This is a genomic window from Vibrio sp. 10N.222.54.A3 (assembly GCF_041474095.1).
GTDB classification, from domain to species: Bacteria; Pseudomonadota; Gammaproteobacteria; order Enterobacterales; family Vibrionaceae; genus Vibrio; species Vibrio crassostreae_C.
The window spans coordinates 33440-48859 of the sequence record NZ_JBFRTN010000016.1; the positions used below are offsets into that span (position 1 = coordinate 33440).

At 43.8% G+C, this 15420-nt stretch carries 13 protein-coding genes; 8 read left to right on the forward strand and 5 right to left on the reverse strand.

Translation table 11 applies throughout. The annotated features are described in order from the left end of the window. Positions 1–117: 117 nt before the first annotated feature. Together AB4507_RS04525 and deoD are read right to left on the reverse strand one after the other, a co-directional pair. The gene (locus AB4507_RS04525) at positions 118–1587 is read right to left on the reverse strand and encodes a lactate dehydrogenase (RefSeq protein ID WP_017061879.1); all 1470 of its coding nucleotides are present in this window, start codon (positions 1585–1587) and stop codon (positions 118–120) included. A gap of 82 nt (positions 1588–1669) precedes the next feature. Next, the gene (gene deoD, locus AB4507_RS04530; protein WP_372182300.1) at positions 1670–2380 is read right to left on the reverse strand and encodes a purine-nucleoside phosphorylase; all 711 of its coding nucleotides are present in this window, start codon (positions 2378–2380) and stop codon (positions 1670–1672) included. 346 nt (positions 2381–2726) lie between these two features. On the opposite strand from deoD, the gene AB4507_RS04535 reads away from it, so the two are divergent. Then, positions 2727–3701, forward strand: coding sequence for a L,D-transpeptidase family protein (locus AB4507_RS04535; protein ID WP_029235199.1), 975 nt, complete (start codon positions 2727–2729; stop codon positions 3699–3701). A 157-nt stretch (positions 3702–3858) separates the two neighbouring features. On the opposite strand, the gene AB4507_RS04540 is transcribed toward AB4507_RS04535, so the two are convergent. Further along, positions 3859–4125 carry an Lpp/OprI family alanine-zipper lipoprotein gene (locus AB4507_RS04540; RefSeq protein WP_017061882.1) on the reverse strand — a complete coding sequence of 89 codons (267 nt, stop codon included), beginning with the start codon at positions 4123–4125 and terminating at the stop codon, positions 3859–3861. Positions 4126–4486: 361 nt separating this feature from the next. Here AB4507_RS04540 and AB4507_RS04545 point away from each other — a divergent pair, with 361 nt between their 5' ends. Beyond that, on the forward strand, positions 4487–5818 hold the full coding sequence (locus AB4507_RS04545; protein ID WP_372182301.1) for a DEAD/DEAH box helicase: 1332 nt from the start codon (positions 4487–4489) through the stop codon (positions 5816–5818). 115 nt (positions 5819–5933) lie between these two features. Here the strand turns inward: AB4507_RS04545 and AB4507_RS04550 are convergent, their stop codons facing one another. Further along, entirely contained in the window at positions 5934–7181 is a 1248-nt protein-coding gene (locus AB4507_RS04550) for an SGNH/GDSL hydrolase family protein (RefSeq protein WP_372074510.1), read from the reverse strand. 474 nt (positions 7182–7655) lie between these two features. Here AB4507_RS04550 and AB4507_RS04555 point away from each other — a divergent pair, with 474 nt between their 5' ends. Next, on the forward strand, positions 7656–8597 hold the full coding sequence (locus AB4507_RS04555; RefSeq protein ID WP_372125133.1) for a lipase family alpha/beta hydrolase: 942 nt from the start codon (positions 7656–7658) through the stop codon (positions 8595–8597). 38 nt (positions 8598–8635) lie between these two features. Next, positions 8636–9523 (forward strand): lipase secretion chaperone, encoded by an 888-nt coding sequence (locus AB4507_RS04560; RefSeq protein ID WP_372074472.1) that lies wholly within the window; start codon positions 8636–8638, stop codon positions 9521–9523. 107 nt (positions 9524–9630) lie between these two features. Here the strand turns inward: AB4507_RS04560 and AB4507_RS04565 are convergent, their stop codons facing one another. Further along, positions 9631–11274 carry a methyl-accepting chemotaxis protein gene (locus AB4507_RS04565; protein ID WP_372074474.1) on the reverse strand — a complete coding sequence of 548 codons (1644 nt, stop codon included), beginning with the start codon at positions 11272–11274 and terminating at the stop codon, positions 9631–9633. A gap of 481 nt (positions 11275–11755) precedes the next feature. On the opposite strand from AB4507_RS04565, the gene AB4507_RS04570 reads away from it, so the two are divergent. The 4 genes from AB4507_RS04570 (at position 11756) to pstB (ending at position 15337) form a co-directional block, all read left to right on the forward strand. Continuing rightward, positions 11756–12577 carry a phosphate ABC transporter substrate-binding protein gene (locus tag AB4507_RS04570; protein ID WP_017064254.1) on the forward strand — a complete coding sequence of 274 codons (822 nt, stop codon included), beginning with the start codon at positions 11756–11758 and terminating at the stop codon, positions 12575–12577. A 111-nt stretch (positions 12578–12688) separates the two neighbouring features. After that, positions 12689–13618: a phosphate ABC transporter permease subunit PstC gene (gene pstC, locus AB4507_RS04575; RefSeq protein WP_017064255.1), complete on the forward strand. Its 930-nt coding sequence runs from the start codon at positions 12689–12691 to the stop codon at positions 13616–13618. A gap of 15 nt (positions 13619–13633) precedes the next feature. Continuing rightward, the gene (pstA, locus tag AB4507_RS04580) at positions 13634–14497 is read left to right on the forward strand and encodes a phosphate ABC transporter permease PstA (RefSeq protein WP_017064256.1); all 864 of its coding nucleotides are present in this window, start codon (positions 13634–13636) and stop codon (positions 14495–14497) included. A gap of 90 nt (positions 14498–14587) precedes the next feature. Next, entirely contained in the window at positions 14588–15337 is a 750-nt protein-coding gene (pstB, locus tag AB4507_RS04585) for a phosphate ABC transporter ATP-binding protein PstB (protein WP_004732036.1), read from the forward strand. Positions 15338–15420 lie beyond the last annotated feature (83 nt).

A 15420-nucleotide genomic window follows, 5' to 3' on the forward strand; every position in this document is an offset into this window, starting at 1 on the left:
CCAATTATCTTTCGTAGAGCGTCAAAGGAACATCGATCTTTTCTAATTATGGGTGTTACCTCATGTTGTCGCTTTAAAATCAATGAGTTCCCGAATAATTACCTAGAGGCTTTGTTGCTATGAAAGTAGTTGCTTTAGAGTTAATGGCAGCTCCCCTACGCCTAAGCGTTGTGCTGCCGTGAGCCCTTGCTTATCTTGGTAGCACAGATTGTGCCAAGCTCTAAATATGTCGAGCAATGGAAGAATGCCCCCAGGACGAAGCTTACGTCTGGGCTCATTAATAAAGCTATCAAATAACAACTGAAAGCGCTGTTGATAGAACTTAGTTTGTTGAATTGAGGCTGTGTTAAACCACTGTTTTGGTTCTGGATTGTTACCGGTTAGGTAGCAGATACCTTTCTGGTTATCACCCTGATTGGCAATAGCCCAGCGATCTCGCCACCAACTCATGTGAACGATGTCGATCTTTTCAAAACTTTGGTCGTCTTGCCAGCCTGAATCTTCTTCGACATACATGAGGTCAATATTTTGACTCTGAATGCGCGGCAAACATACACTTAAAGCGGCAGATCTTAGTAATGGATCTTGTGGCATATAGATGGCGACATGCTTGTCTTCGTTACACATATCCAACACATGTAAGAAGTGAGCATAAGAGGTATAAGGCGGTCGAATGAGAGCGCCTTTTGAAGGGTAACTAAATGTGGTGAGGTTACCCATAGGGTCCTCAACGTTACCTCTCGCAAGAATCACTTGGTACTGCTGTTCAATGCGCTCTTTTAGTTTGTCAGAGGGCTGAGGCAGTTCGAGATTTGCTTCTGAAGAGTGCTCTTTGGATACAAATCGTGCCACATCATCATAAGGGTTATGGTCGACGTTTCCTGATGGTTCTTCATTTTGAGAGTAGTTAACGTGTTGGCAAAGTATATAGCCAGAATGCGCCTCGCCCGTCGCTATCCACACCACACCGTTGTTACTTTGTGGTTGCAGACGCTGGTAGTGAGATGCGAACTCGTAATCTTTCGCATGGTTAACCCATCGTGCATCGATCATCGCTAATTTACGACGACAACGGCTCGCGATATGGTCAACATGATCATAGAAAGTCTTTGGGTTGATCTCTAATTTTCGGCAGATTTCACGTACGGAATAGCCCATGAACAGTAAGCCCATGAGGTTCTCTTGAAATTGGAGTTTTTTATTGGATCCAGACCATTTATCAACGAAGGTTGTTTGGCAGTCTTTGCATCGATAACGCTGCCTGTCGCCACTGTAGCCGAAGGCATGATAAAGATGTTTATGGGTATGAACCGATAAGCCGAAGTTATCGCAATCATCATTACGACAAGCAGGGAGCCCGTCGCTGTGAAGTTGTCTTAGGCGATGAAGTTCGCTTAACACTTCACGATTGTTAAGTAAGGGGGGGAAAGCTCCACATTCACGACAAACCATCGCTGGACGCTTAGGGTTCGCGTGTTGCAAAACATACCGTTTTGCATCGCTCAAGCCAAAGTTGTCACACGCCAATGTTTTACAAAAGTTGAGTTGCAAACCATCCGCATCTTTTGGCAGCTTGTCGTTAGACACGATCTCCCCCTCGGGATTATTTGAGCAGCCAAGCGAGCCTGGCTGCGGGGTAACGCTTTTCAATGTATCTTTTATCAAATCGTTAGATGTTGATTGCTGTCTCTAGAGCAACTTTCATCATGTCGTTGAAAGACTTTTGACGCTCTTCAGAACTTAGTTTTTCACCACGGATGATGTGGTCAGATACTGTTAGGATAGTTAGTGCTTTAGCACCAAGGTCTGCAGCAACGCCGTAGATACCAGCCGCTTCCATATCAACACCTAGGATGCCTAGCTTTTCCATTTTTTCGAAAAGGTCAGCTTCTGGAGTGTAGAAAAGGTCTGCAGAGAATACGTTACCAACTTTAACTGGAACTTCTTGTGCACGAGCTTGGTTTACTGCTTCTTCTAGAAGACCGAAATCAGCGATAGCAGCGAAGTCGTGGTTGTTGAAACGAATGCGGTTTACTTTTGAGTCAGTAGATGCACCCATGCCGATAACAACGTCCATTAGTTTAACGTCGTCACGTACCGCGCCACAGCTACCTACACGAATAACGTTTTTCACGCCGAACTCAGCGATTAGCTCGTGTACGTAGATGCAGCATGATGGGATACCCATACCGTGGCCCATTACAGAAACTTTCTTACCTTTGTAAGTGCCTGAGTAGCCAAACATGTTGCGAACGTCACAAACTTGCTTCACGTCATCAAGGAATGTTTCTGCAATGTATTTTGCGCGAAGCGGGTCGCCCGGCATAAGTACTGTTTCTGCGAAATCACCAGCTTGAGCATTAATATGAGGTGTAGCCATGGTCGTTCTCCAAAGTTTAAACGGTAATTATAGGAACAGGATTTAATCAATTACCGATTCTGTTGAATTGAATTCGTTTTGTTGAGGCAATATTAGCGAGTTAGAACGTGGCTCCATGAGACTTTAGTCACAAAATAGGTCTGCCATTATAGTTTTATTAATATTGATAACCAAATATGTTGAAAGCGTAAAGGCAATCGATTTTGTATGGGTAAATTGCAAGTGAATGAGAAGAAAAGGCTTACATATAAACTTGTTGCCTATTAGTTTCGAGACAACAATACGTTGTAGAGACGTTTGATCAGAGATAATCTAAACTTTGATAAAAGACAAACCAAGGATTTGTATGTCGTATTGCGTTAACTCGACGCCTTTGCAGTCAATGAAAACACGACTCCACAGGGCGGCGTCGCTTGTTGTAAGAACTACTTTGCTTGCCAGCGGGATAGCTTCATCGTGGGTGTCTGCTGCAACCTTTGAATTGCCACCAACGGAAAGCCGCATTGTGGGCAGAATCCAGCAGCATGAAGTGGCGGCGGGCGAAACCTTGGCCATCATTGCCAAGCAATACGATATTGGTTTTCTCTCTTTAATGGCAGCCAACAAAGGGGTGGATCCTTTTCTTCCCGCGGAAGGCTATGTGTTAAGCATTCCAAGCCGCTTGATTTTGCCTGACACCCCAAGAAAGGGGATTGTCATCAATCTTGCTGAGCTAAGGTTGTATTACTTTGAGCCTGAGAAAAATCAGGTGCATGTTTTCCCTGTCGGCATCGGTCGAGTGGGGCGTGATACTCCCGAGATGATCACCAAGATAAGCCAAAAAAGACCGAATCCAACATGGACGCCACCAAATTCAATCCGCAACGAGTATCTTGAAAAGGGCATTGAATTACCGAGAGTGGTTCCTGCCGGGCCGGAAAATCCATTGGGAGAGTACGCTTTGAGGCTTGCTTATGGCGCTGGCGACTATTTGATCCATGGTACAAACAAAGATTTCGGGATAGGTTTACGAGTTAGCTCTGGTTGTATCCGAATGGAACCTAAAGACATTGAGTGGCTGTTTGAGCAAGTGAACCGTGGTGAACAGGTCACCATTATCAATGAGCCGATTAAGGTGTCATTAGAGCCTGATAGAAGTGTGTTTGTAGAAGCGCACGAGCCATTAACTCGAAGTGATGGTTCAAAGAAATCATTACAGATCCCTGTGGAACTAAAATGGTGGCTTGAAGACGCAGAACTGCCAAATTCAAAGGCGAAAGCGGTTATCTTTGCTCAAAACGGCGTACCTGTAGAGATAGCACCACCTGTGATTGAGTTTTAATTCGATTGCCTCTTCTGCAACAAGGGGCGGTTTTATCTTGTTTACTCGCATTAGTGTCACCCAAAAAAAGCACCACGTCCGATAAGAAGTGGTGCTGTCTATATACTGCTTTTTGCGACTTATTTAATCTACAGCTTAATCGCGATTAGATCTCAAACTACTTAGTGTAAGACTCAGCGATGTTGTCGATGCGTTCGTTAGCACGATCCGCTTCTTCTTTCGCTGCCATAGCGGCTGCTTCTGCTTCTTGAGCCTTCATTTCTGCGGCTGCTTTGTCACTCTTAAGTGCTTCAACTTCGCTTGTAAGTTGAGCCACTTGGTTAGTTAGTTGATCCATTTCTGACACTGCAGCTTCTTCTGGTTCTGAAGAACAACCGGCTAAAATGAAAACTGATGCTGCAGCTGCGATTAACGTCTTATTCATAAGAACTCCTTGCTTATTTATCATCAAAAGATGCGCTATACATTCTTTATCATATAGTCGCTTCATTAATGATTGTAGCGACTAATTTTTTAACTGCAAAAACAATAACTAAAGAAATTGCTAAATTTTTGAGTTAATTAGCTAAGTATCACGTTGTGTCTCATTTATGAGATGAAGGATTTAGAGACGACTTGAAGGTGTTTTTGGAGAGCTATCCCTTTGCTAGCAATGCATACGTTGTTCTAGCTAAAGATAGATAAAGGGATAAATTTACTGTGATCTCTATCCTTATAAAGTACTTTCGCGGTATCATGTCACGTTAAATTAATTTTATTCAATACCATCATGACTGGAGAGTCCTTTGCACTTTAAAGATTTAGGCTTAGATAACCGCTTACTGAAGAACTTAAAACATTACGACTTCAAGAAGGCGACAGAGATCCAATCAAAAGCGATCCCTGTTGCTATTGCTGGTAAGGATCTATTGGCTTCATCAAAAACGGGATCAGGAAAAACATTGGCGTTTGTGTTGCCAATGATACATAAAGCATTAAAAACAAAAGCGTTTTCTGCTAAAGATCCTCGTGGTGTAATTTTGGCTCCTACTCGTGAGCTAGCGAAGCAAGTTTACGGCGAACTGCGTAGCATGCTTGGTGGTCTGTCTTATGAAGCGGCGCTTATCTTAGGTGGTGAGAACTTTAACGACCAAGTTAAAGCACTGCGTAAGTACCCTCGTTTTATCGTTGCGACTCCAGGCCGTCTTGCTGACCACCTAGAACATCGTTCATTGTTCCTAGATGGTGTTGAAACGCTAATCCTTGATGAAGCGGACCGTATGCTTGATCTGGGTTTCGCTCCAGAACTTCGTCGCATTGCCAATGCAGCTAAACACCGTCGTCGTCAAACGTTGATGTTCTCTGCAACGTTAGATCACGCTGAAGTAAATGGCATTGCAAATGAAATGCTAGACGCACCTAAGCGTATCTCTGTTGGTGTTTCTAACGAGCAACACTTAGATATCACACAGAAATTCTACTTATGTGATCACCTAGATCACAAAGAAGCGATTTTAGACCGTGTACTGGAAGAAGCTGAATACCGTCAGGTAATGATCTTCACAGCAACACGCGCTGATACTGACCGTTTAACAGATAAGTTGAACGAGAAGAAGCTTAAAGCGGTAGCACTGAGTGGTAACCTAAACCAAACGCAACGTAATGCTATTATGAGCCAGTTCGAGCGTGCGGTTTACAAGATCTTGGTAACTACCGATGTTGCTTCACGTGGTATTGATATTCCAAACGTGAGCCACGTTATCAACTTTGATATGCCTAAGCATACGGAAGAGTACGTGCACCGTGTAGGTCGTACTGGCCGTGCGGGTAACAAAGGCGATGCGATTTCTTTGGTTGGTCCAAAAGACTGGGACAGCTTCAAGCGTGTTGAACTTTACCTTCAACAAGATTTGACCTTCTCTGTACTTGAAGGCCTAAAAGGTAAATTCAAAGGCATTAAGCCACGTAAACCTGCGTTTGCTAAAGGCGGTCCTGCTAAGAAGAAGACCAACACTCAAGCGAAGAAAACGCCGAAGAAACCAGTTAAGCGCGATAAGCGCTTCCACCAAAATGTGGCCGTGGGTGATACCGTGTTTATCCCTAAGAAGAAAGTCGCACCAAAAGTGGACGACGAGTAATCACCAGCCAGTTTTAAAGCGTTTGCTAGTAAAACTGACATAAATAAAAACCGCCAATATTAGGCGGTTTTTTTGTATCTCGACCTTGGCTCAGCCATTACTTTTCGATATTTAGTTAGAAATTGAACGTCGAGAACGAATACGCCAAGATGTGGTCGGCAATGTATTTATGAGTAGCTGTAGTTGGGTGTGTCACGCCCCAAAATACATAACTGTCTGAACCATAGGTGGCACAGTCATTGGTTAAGCTGTGGCTTCGCAAGTAGTCCGCGGCTGAGCTTCGATTGATATTAAGACAAGCATCACTCGCGTTTCGAAAGCCATGTTGTTCTGGGTTATCGGTAATGCTGGCGAACAACGCACTTGCATCGAACAACACCACGTTTTTCCCCATACCTTGGTAATACTCGGCTTGAGCTTTGATGAACTGGTTGAATTCTAAGATCTTGCCACGAACTTTTATTATCTCTTGTTCGGTAGAGTATTTGAATTGAGGGGCTTTGGTTGCATCGGGTAAGGTGAACAGCAGGATATTGTTCGCACCAGATTCTGTTAAGCGGATCAGCGCGCTGCTAAAGTCAGCCTTTACATCGGCGACTTCTCGGTTGTAATTCATGAAGTCATTGAGGCCAAACTCTAAAGTAAACAGTGAGTTTTCCGGACGATAGTTTTTGGCGACTTTCATGTAGGTCAGATAAGAGGTGACTTGATCATAAACACCAGTCAATGCCACGTATTGGTTGGTACCTGCGGCGCCACCCACAGCCCAGTTATACAGAGGGACATCTTTCGCTTTTGCTAAATACTCCGTCCAGACTAAACCATTCGAAAAGTGCCCTAAAAACCACGAATCTGCGTTCGGAAAAACCCATTGTGAGCCATTAAATAGATTACCAGTGTCGGACAGGCTATCACCAAAGGTGACAATACGATTGATGCTACTGGCTTGAAAAGCGTTGTCGTTGGTCCAGATTGAGTGGTTGTAAGAGAAGCGATTATCTGCGGCAAAGTAGGTGATGTCAGCGGCGTCATGTTGGATGTCGAGCGTCTGTTCGCAACGTTGTTTAATTTCCGATTGCGGGGCATCGCTGTAGAACATGTTTTTGAATGAAACGGAAGACCACCAATATCCGTTGATCGTGTAGTAATCACCATTCTCTTTCTTTGCCCACTTCCAGTCGGTGGCTGGGGAGTCATGAGAGGCATCGGTTCGATACCAACATCTAACATATGAATAGGTCTCTGAGCCTTGTGCACTGAGTACTTGTGCAGATGTAATCGATTCAGGTGTTGGTATTGAGTCTTCAGCGGCATAAGCGCCAAAAGGCAGGGCTAACGTGAGTATTAAAGCCGTATTTTTCATCACTGTATTCTCTTTTATATTTAGATGAGCCAAACAGAAACGCTGTTGCTTGATAAGTGGATAAGTGGATAAGTAAATAACTGGTACGACCTATATCTAAAGTCAATAATTAGCGTCAATACATTCAGGGTTGTGGTGTGTCGTTAATGGAATAAGCATCAAGTTATCAACGAGTTTTGGTTGAAAAACACCTGTTTCCAAACGGTTATTTGTCGAATAATTTTGGTTTATTGAGAATGTTGAATTGATATTTGAGTCGGGATATTGAAAGAACAATCTCATCAACCTTAGTTAAATGTTAATTTAATCAATTGCTTATGTTTTTTTCTCCTGATTCTGTTTGCCTGATGTTCATCGCACCTGTTTAATTCAAGTTCGCCATCACAAATATGAAGTCGTTACTTTCTGTTTTATAAAATCATCATCTACGGTTCTTTTACTCATCAGAGGTCTAATCTGTTTAAGGAAAGAGCATTGAAAAAGATATTAATTTGGACGATAGCCTGCCTATCCAGTTTTGGCGTATATGCCGGAACGAGCGCATCAGCATTAGAAGCCAGGGGATACACTGAAACGAAATACCCCATTATGTTGGTACATGGTCTGTTTGGTTTCGATACATTAGCGGGCGTTGACTATTTCTATGGCGTACCTGAATCCCTAACCAAAGATGGCGCGAACGTATATGTCGCTCAGGTCTCTGCAACCAACAGTTCAGAGGTCCGTGGTGAACAGTTACTCAGCCAAGTTGAAACGCTGTTAGCTGCAACAGGAGCAAGTAAGGTGAATCTGGTTGGTCATAGCCACGGTGGGCCTACGGCTCGTTATGTTGCGTCAGTTCGACCTGATCTTGTTGCTTCAGTGACCAGTATTGGCGGTGTACATAAAGGTTCTAAGGTCGCTGATCTCGTTCGAGGGAACGTATCTGAAGGCTCTGTCACAGAAGGTATCGCGGTTAAATTAGCAGGTGGATTAACGACACTGATTAACCTTTTATCTGGTGGATCGGATCTCGACCAAGACGGCCTCGCTTCTCTTGAAGCATTGACCACAGAAGGCTCGCTAGCCTTCAACCAGTTTTACCCTGAGGGCGTTCCGACGTCTGAGTGTGGCGATGGTGAGTGGCAAGCAAGTAACGGCGTTTATTACTATTCATGGACAGGGTCTTCCACTTTTACCAACCTTCTTGATCCTACCGACGGAGCGATGACAATCCTAGGCTTAGCCTTCAACGAACCTAATGATGGCTTAGTAGGAGCATGCAGCGCGCATTTGGGCAAAGTGATTGGTGATGATTACAAAATGAACCACCTAGATGAGATTAATGGGTTATTGGGAATTCACCACTTGTTTGAGACAGATCCTGTAACTCTATATCGTCAGCATGCCAATCGATTGAAGTTGGCTGGCTTGTAGTCTGCAAAGCCGTTTAACAAGAAAACAAGGGAAGTATGATGAAAAAGACCGCCATTTTGTCGATAATCACGATAGCCCTGATGAGCACAGCGGCGGTCTTTTTATATCTAAATAATCAAGATACACATACTGACGACGAACAACGCGTCTCCTCATTGAAAGTCACCTCTCAGCAAGATACCGACATCGATAACGCATCAGCAAAAGACATGATGGAATATTTCGTGTCAGGTAATACAGAATTAACCCTTGAAGATATTCGAGACAACGTGGCGAAACACCACGAACAAGCATCAACAACCGTGGTTGATGAAGCACTGTTTGCCAAATATCTTGAGTATAAGTCGGCACTGACATCGTTGGACGTGCAGTTCGGTACCACATCCATTTCCGCTGATGATCTACGTGCACTCAATCAAGCGCTCCTTGACCTCCAAGCTCAGTTTTTCAGTGAGAGCGAGATAAGTATTCTGTTTACGCACGACAACAGAATGAGAGAAATCGCCTTAGAAAAGTTACTTCTGAAACAGGAGGGATTAGAGGATGAAGAATACCAACAAAGACTCGAATCCTATCTATCTGAGCAACCTGATTATGTTCAGTCGAGTCACCAGAATCAGGTGTTACTCCAACAGCTCTCTAGCTCTGAAGGTCTCGATGAACAGGGTAAATACTTAAAGAGAAGCGAACTTGTCGGTGAAGAAGCAACCCAGAGACTTGAAGCACTTGATAAACAAAGAGCGGCCTTTGAAGACTCGTTAGAGGTCTACTTCGCAGAACGAAATGATGTCTTGAAAGATTCATTCCTATCAAAAACCGAACAACAAGAGAAGATTGCGCAACTTAGGACTGAACATTTCCTACCAGAACAGCTTAGAAGGGTAGAAGCGATTGAAAGAATTCGAGCGGCTGAATCTCGTCAGTAGTGTCTAAAAGCGAAAAACCAGCCATGATGGCTGGCTTTTTGTTTATCGGCGAGTTCTAAAGAGCATACAGCCTGAATCTGTTTGCCTTGAACTTCGTACCTTGAAGCCTATACCTTAAAGTAATCCAACTGCTGCTTCTGTTGTTCTGCTAGGTTAGAAAGCTCGTGGCTTGCTGCAGCGGCTTGAGTAATGCCGGTAACGTTTTGGCTTACTAGGCTGTAGATGTTTGAGATGTTACGGTTGATGTCTGAGGTTACTTGGCTTTGCTCTTCGGCGGCAGAGGCAACCTGAGTGTTAATCTCAGTCATGTCCGTTACCGAGTTAGCAATGCCTGAAAGCGCCGCGCTTACTTCACCTGCAAGAGTTTGGTTGTGTTCCAGCATAGATAATGAGCTGCTCATGCTTTCATTCGCGTTACCGGATTGAACCTGCAAACCTTCAATGATGGTTTGGATCTCTTTGGTTGAATCTTGTGTACGTGCCGCTAGCATTCGAACTTCATCAGCAACCACTGCGAAACCACGACCGCTTTCACCTGCACGAGCGGCTTCGATTGCTGCGTTAAGCGCAAGCAGGTTAGTTTGTTCAGAGATACTTTGAATCACCTCAATCACTTTACCAATCTGTTCAGAGTGCTCTTTTAGCGTGCCCACAACATTTGCAGCTTCGCTTAGCTGAATCGCCATCTGTTCGTTAGCTTTGTTGCTTTCATTAAACAAGCTCATGCTGTGTGTCGCCATTTCGTCAGCTTGCTTAGACGCTGAGTCGGCTTGTACTGCGTTCTCGTTAACGTGTGCTGCTGTGCTTTCTAATTGGTTTACAGCAGAAGCAACTTGTTCTACTTCTTGTTTCTCTTGGTCTGAGTTAACGCTGGACTGTGTCATTACAGCCGCTAGCTCTGTCGACGCAGAAGCCACTTCGATACTGATTCGAGACAGCGAGCTTACCGTGTCACGCAGCTGTTCAACAGACTGGTTTACGTCTTGCGCTAGGCGTGAGATTTCGTTGTCGCCATACTCTTCTGCTTTAACTAACAAGTTACCTTTTGCCACTTCGCGCATGGTTGCTTGAATATTGCTGATCGGCTTAACAATGATGCCAGCCAGCGTCCAACTGATAATTAGAGCTACAGATAGGATCACTAGAAGCGCAATGGTTGCGGTATCGAGTGTGCTGGTGTGTTGCTGACCATTGATGTCGACTTCTTGAGTCGCAAGCAGATTCAACTTTTTAGAAAGCGTGTTGATCGCTTGCACCATGTCATTACCCGCGTGTCGGTATTGGTCGATTGCGATCTGGTAGCGGTTTTCAAAATCTGAAGAGAGTGATGTATCGCCGTGTTTCGCTCTTAATAGAGGAAGCATGGTGGTGCGAGAAAAGTCGACATAGTGATTCATCGCTTTGTTCATCGCCGCTACTTCATCTTGCATGCCTGGCACTGTGTCTAATGAATTCAGTAGGCGAGTATTCTGATCACGTTTTTGGTTTAGTGTTTCAACCAGTGTTTTTACGTCATCAGCATTGAATAGACTGTAAATCGCTTTGATACGCATGCCATAGCTGTTGTCGACGATTTCGCTGAGTTCTTCTTTATGTAAGATTAATTGGTCGGTTGCTACTGACACATCTTTGAATGCACTTTCTAGCTTTTCACCACCGATAATGACACCGGCTAAAAGTAAAACGACGGAAAATAGTACGGGTATAAGAATTTGTATTTTGATTGATAAGCCACTGAGAAGTTGGCGCATGTAATGTCCTTTTTTTGAATAAAATAAATAGATGAGAATTATTATTATTAGAATTAATTGGCGATTCTAACTAATGAGACTGACAATTCAATCAATAAAGGCTTTGATTTCGTTATATGCGATAGGTATTTGATATGGATGGTTGTTTATTGTTCGAAATGGCGATAAAGGTGCATCTTTTTATCCATCGTCTTAGGGCCACTTGATTGATAAATAGAGAAATATATTGGTTAGTGTTGGATATAAATAGAGAGGGAAATCTAGTTTTTTGGTGCTAAAACGATGGTGAGACCTGCATTCAATAACTGCATCTGATGGGCGCGCGACTATCAATTAGTCGAGTAGGAGAGAAATTAGCCATTAATTTGTAGTTGTCATATAGGCTTCAATTAAGTGAAACACAACTGTCACATTCGGATTCTAAAGTAGGCCTCGTTCAAGCAAAACATTACGGCAATAACGCCACTAAAGGAAATTTGTGATGAAAAAGACAGTTATCGGTGCAATCGCACTACTAGGCGCTCTAACAGTGAATACAGCTTCAGCTAAAGAAACTATCTCTGTAGTTGGCTCTAACAGTGCTTCTCCACTGGTTGAAGTTTTTGCAGAAACCTACATGAATAAAGGCGAACCAGTGTTCATCGAAATTCAAGCACCAGGTTCTTCTGCAGGCATCAAAGCAGCAAAAAATGGAAGTGCTGACCTTGGTATCTCTTCTCGTGACCTAAAAGAAGAAGAGAAAACAGCTGACCTGAAAGAGCTAGTTATCGCTCGTGACGGTATCGCAGTTGTTGTTAACCCGAACAACGAAGTATCTGCTCTTACTGCTGAGCAAATCACTTCAATCTACAAAGGCGACATCACTAACTGGAAAGATGTTGGCGGTGCTGACAAGCCAATCGTAGCAATCACTCGTGATACTGCATCAGGTACACGTGGTGCATTCGAAGACATCATGAAGCTTAAGAAGAAGATTGGCGATAAGAAAGTATCGGCTATCTCTCAACGTGCACAAGTTGCAAACGGTAACGGCGCACTTAAAGTTTCTGTAGCAAGCAACCCATACGCTATCGGCTTTATCTCTCTAGGTACAGTTGACGAATCTGTTCAAGCTCTAACTATCGACGGCGCTGCTGCGACTGTAGACAACGTTAAGAACGGTTCTTACAAAGTTGCTCGTCCATTCCTAGTTCTTTACAAAGCAGGCGCTCCAACAGCTGAAACTCAACAATTCCTAGATTGGATGGTTGCAGATGAAGCTCAAGCTATCGCTGGTAAGAAAGGCTACATCACAGTTAACTAATCTTAACTGACTCAATCTTAATTATTGCTCAGCCTGCTTTAGGCTGAGCCTTTTCTTTCAACTTTGTTTATTTCGAGCTCTTATTGAGCCACAAAGTTTGAGATTTTATATATGACCATCGCAAATAGTGAAAAGCTTATGAATACTGAAGCGACTCAAATCAACAAGCCAAGTCTACGTGCTAAGAAGCGCATCGACTGGAGAGAAAGAATCTTCCACGGCTTGTTCTTATCGAGTGCTGTAATCGGCATCGTATCACTAGCCGTTATCGCTTACTTTATCGTTGCAGAGAGTATCCCTGCATTCCAAGAGGCCGGTGTTTCTGGCATCGTTCTGGGTGTTGACTGGTTACCTCCAGCTCTATTCGGTGTTGCAACCATGATTGTTGCATCGATTGTTTCGACACTTGGAGCTGTAGTTGTTGGTGTGCCAGTTGGTGTATTAACCGCTATTTTTATTGCTGAGATTGCTCCAAAGCGTCTTGCAGATATTATTCGACCAGCAGTTGAGCTTCTAGCGGGTATCCCGTCGGTAGTTTACGGCTTCTTCGGTCTAGTAATTATCGTTCCAATGATTCAAAACGTTTTCCAAGTACCAGCGGGTAACACTATCCTGGCGGGTATCATTGTTCTGGGTATCATGATTCTTCCTACCGTTATCACGGTTTCTGAAACTTCGATTCGTGCGGTACCTCGTACATACAAAGAAGGTTCACTTGCACTGGGTGCTTCGAAAATCTACACGATTTTTAAGCTACTCGTTCCTGCTGCACGTTCAGGCATTATGACTGGTGTGATTTTGGGTATCGGCCGCGCACTTGGCGAAACGATGGCAATCATCATGGTTATGGGTAACGCGCCAGCAATGCCAGAAGGCATTTTGGACTCTGCTCGTACGCTAACAGCAAACATTGCAATTGAAATGTCTTACGCAAGTGGCGTTCACGCTAACGCACTGTACGCAACAGGTGTTGTACTTCTAGTGTTCATCATGATGTTAAATGGTGCTCTACTTTATCTTAACCGTGAAAAAGCGAAGTAGGCGAGGATAAGTAATATGGATCGCGTAAAACTAAAACAAGCACGTCAAACCAAAGATAACATCCTAAAAGGTTTTATCTGGGCAGCTGCAGCTGTAACCGTTGGTTTCTTATTCTGGATTATTTGGTACATCCTATCGAACGGTCTGCAATACGTAGATTGGAACTTCATCACTGACGATTACACTCGTACTGGTGAAGAACGTGGTATTTTCCCAATGATCATTGCCACGATCTACATGGTAATCGCATCGATTGCGGTAGCCGCGCCACTGGGCATCATGACGGCGATATACTTAACTGAATATGCGAAAGTAGGTAGCCGATTGGTGAAAGTGATTCGATTCTGTACTGAGTCGTTAGCTGGTATCCCATCGATCATCTTTGGTCTGTTCGGTATGACCTTCTTTGTTTCGATTCTTGGTCTTGGCTTCTCGATTCTGTCGGGTGCACTAACGCTAAGTATCCTGATTCTTCCTGTAATCATTCGTACTACAGAAGAAGCATTGATGGCAGTGCCACAAACTTACCGCGAAGGCTCATATGGCCTTGGCGCTTCAAAAATCTACACTATCTGGCGTTTGATCTTACCAAGCGCAATGCCAGGTATCTTAACTTCGGTCATTCTTAGTATTGGTCGTGTAATTGGCGAATCAGCACCTGTATTCTTAACAGCAGGTATGGTGGCACGTGTTCCTGAGTCGGTATTCGATTCTGGCCGTACACTAACGGTTCACCTATATAAGCTGACAACAGAGCTATTTACTATCGATGAGTGGAACCAAGCCTACGGCACGGCGACAGTCCTAATCGTACTGGTTCTCTTGATCAACATGGTTACAAAACTGATTGCGAGACGCTTCAACACGGCAACTTACTAAGCTCATTAGCTGGCTCATCAATAAAGAGAGCCCCCGTGATAAAGAAAGCATCAAGTTAGACACGAATTTAAGAATTTAGAGATTACGAACATGAACAAATTTGATATTGAGAACCTAGACCTGTTTTACGGCGACAACCAAGCGCTTAAATCTATCAACCTGCCAATTCCTACTCGTCAGGTTACGGCACTGATTGGCCCATCTGGTTGTGGTAAGTCAACGCTACTACGTTGCTTGAACCGCATGAATGACCTAATTGAAGGCGTTACTATCAAAGGTAAGCTGGATATGGATGGTACAAACATCTACGGCAATATTGATGTGGCTGACCTACGTATTCGTGTAGGCATGGTATTCCAAAAGCCAAACCCATTTCCAATGAGCATCTACGAGAACGTGGCTTACGGCTTGCGTGCTCAAGGTATCAAAGACAAGAAGCACATTGATGAAGTAGTAGAAAGCTCACTGCGCAGTGCAGCACTGTGGGACGAAGTAAAAGATCGTCTTAAAGCACACGCATTTGGCTTGTCTGGTGGTCAGCAACAACGTCTATGTATCGCTCGTACTATTGCAATGGAACCGGATGTAATCCTGATGGATGAACCTACATCGGCTCTTGACCCAATCGCGACGCACAAGATTGAAGAATTGATGGAAGACCTGAAGAAAGACTTCACTATCGTTATCGTAACGCACTCAATGCAGCAAGCGCGTCGTATCTCAGACCGTACTGCTTTCTTCCTAATGGGAGAGCTTGTAGAGCACAACGAAACGAGTGTTATCTTCAGCGAACCAAAAGATGATCGTACTAAAGGTTACGTAAACGGTGACTTTGGTTAATTGATTATTTAAGTGCTGTGTTTGGCCTATTAGCAAAACCAGCACGCTAACTGATACGCAGGTTAGATAATCGAATAGATCGA

Excerpts from the sequence above, each read along its gene's own strand:
- deoD (WP_372182300.1), bottom strand. The coding sequence starts at position 2,380 with ATGGCTACACCTCATATTAATGCTCAAGCTGGTGATTTCGCAGAAACA.
- AB4507_RS04535 (WP_029235199.1), top strand. The coding sequence starts at position 2,727 with ATGTCGTATTGCGTTAACTCGACGCCTTTGCAGTCAATGAAAACACGA.
- AB4507_RS04540 (WP_017061882.1), bottom strand. The coding sequence starts at position 4,125 with ATGAATAAGACGTTAATCGCAGCTGCAGCATCAGTTTTCATTTTAGCC.
- AB4507_RS04550 (WP_372074510.1), bottom strand. The coding sequence starts at position 7,181 with ATGAAAAATACGGCTTTAATACTCACGTTAGCCCTGCCTTTTGGCGCT.
- AB4507_RS04560 (WP_372074472.1), top strand. The coding sequence starts at position 8,636 with ATGAAAAAGACCGCCATTTTGTCGATAATCACGATAGCCCTGATGAGC.
- AB4507_RS04565 (WP_372074474.1), bottom strand. The coding sequence starts at position 11,274 with ATGCGCCAACTTCTCAGTGGCTTATCAATCAAAATACAAATTCTTATA.
- AB4507_RS04570 (WP_017064254.1), top strand. The coding sequence starts at position 11,756 with ATGAAAAAGACAGTTATCGGTGCAATCGCACTACTAGGCGCTCTAACA.
- pstC (WP_017064255.1), top strand. The coding sequence starts at position 12,689 with ATGACCATCGCAAATAGTGAAAAGCTTATGAATACTGAAGCGACTCAA.
- pstA (WP_017064256.1), top strand. The coding sequence starts at position 13,634 with ATGGATCGCGTAAAACTAAAACAAGCACGTCAAACCAAAGATAACATC.
- pstB (WP_004732036.1), top strand. The coding sequence starts at position 14,588 with ATGAACAAATTTGATATTGAGAACCTAGACCTGTTTTACGGCGACAAC.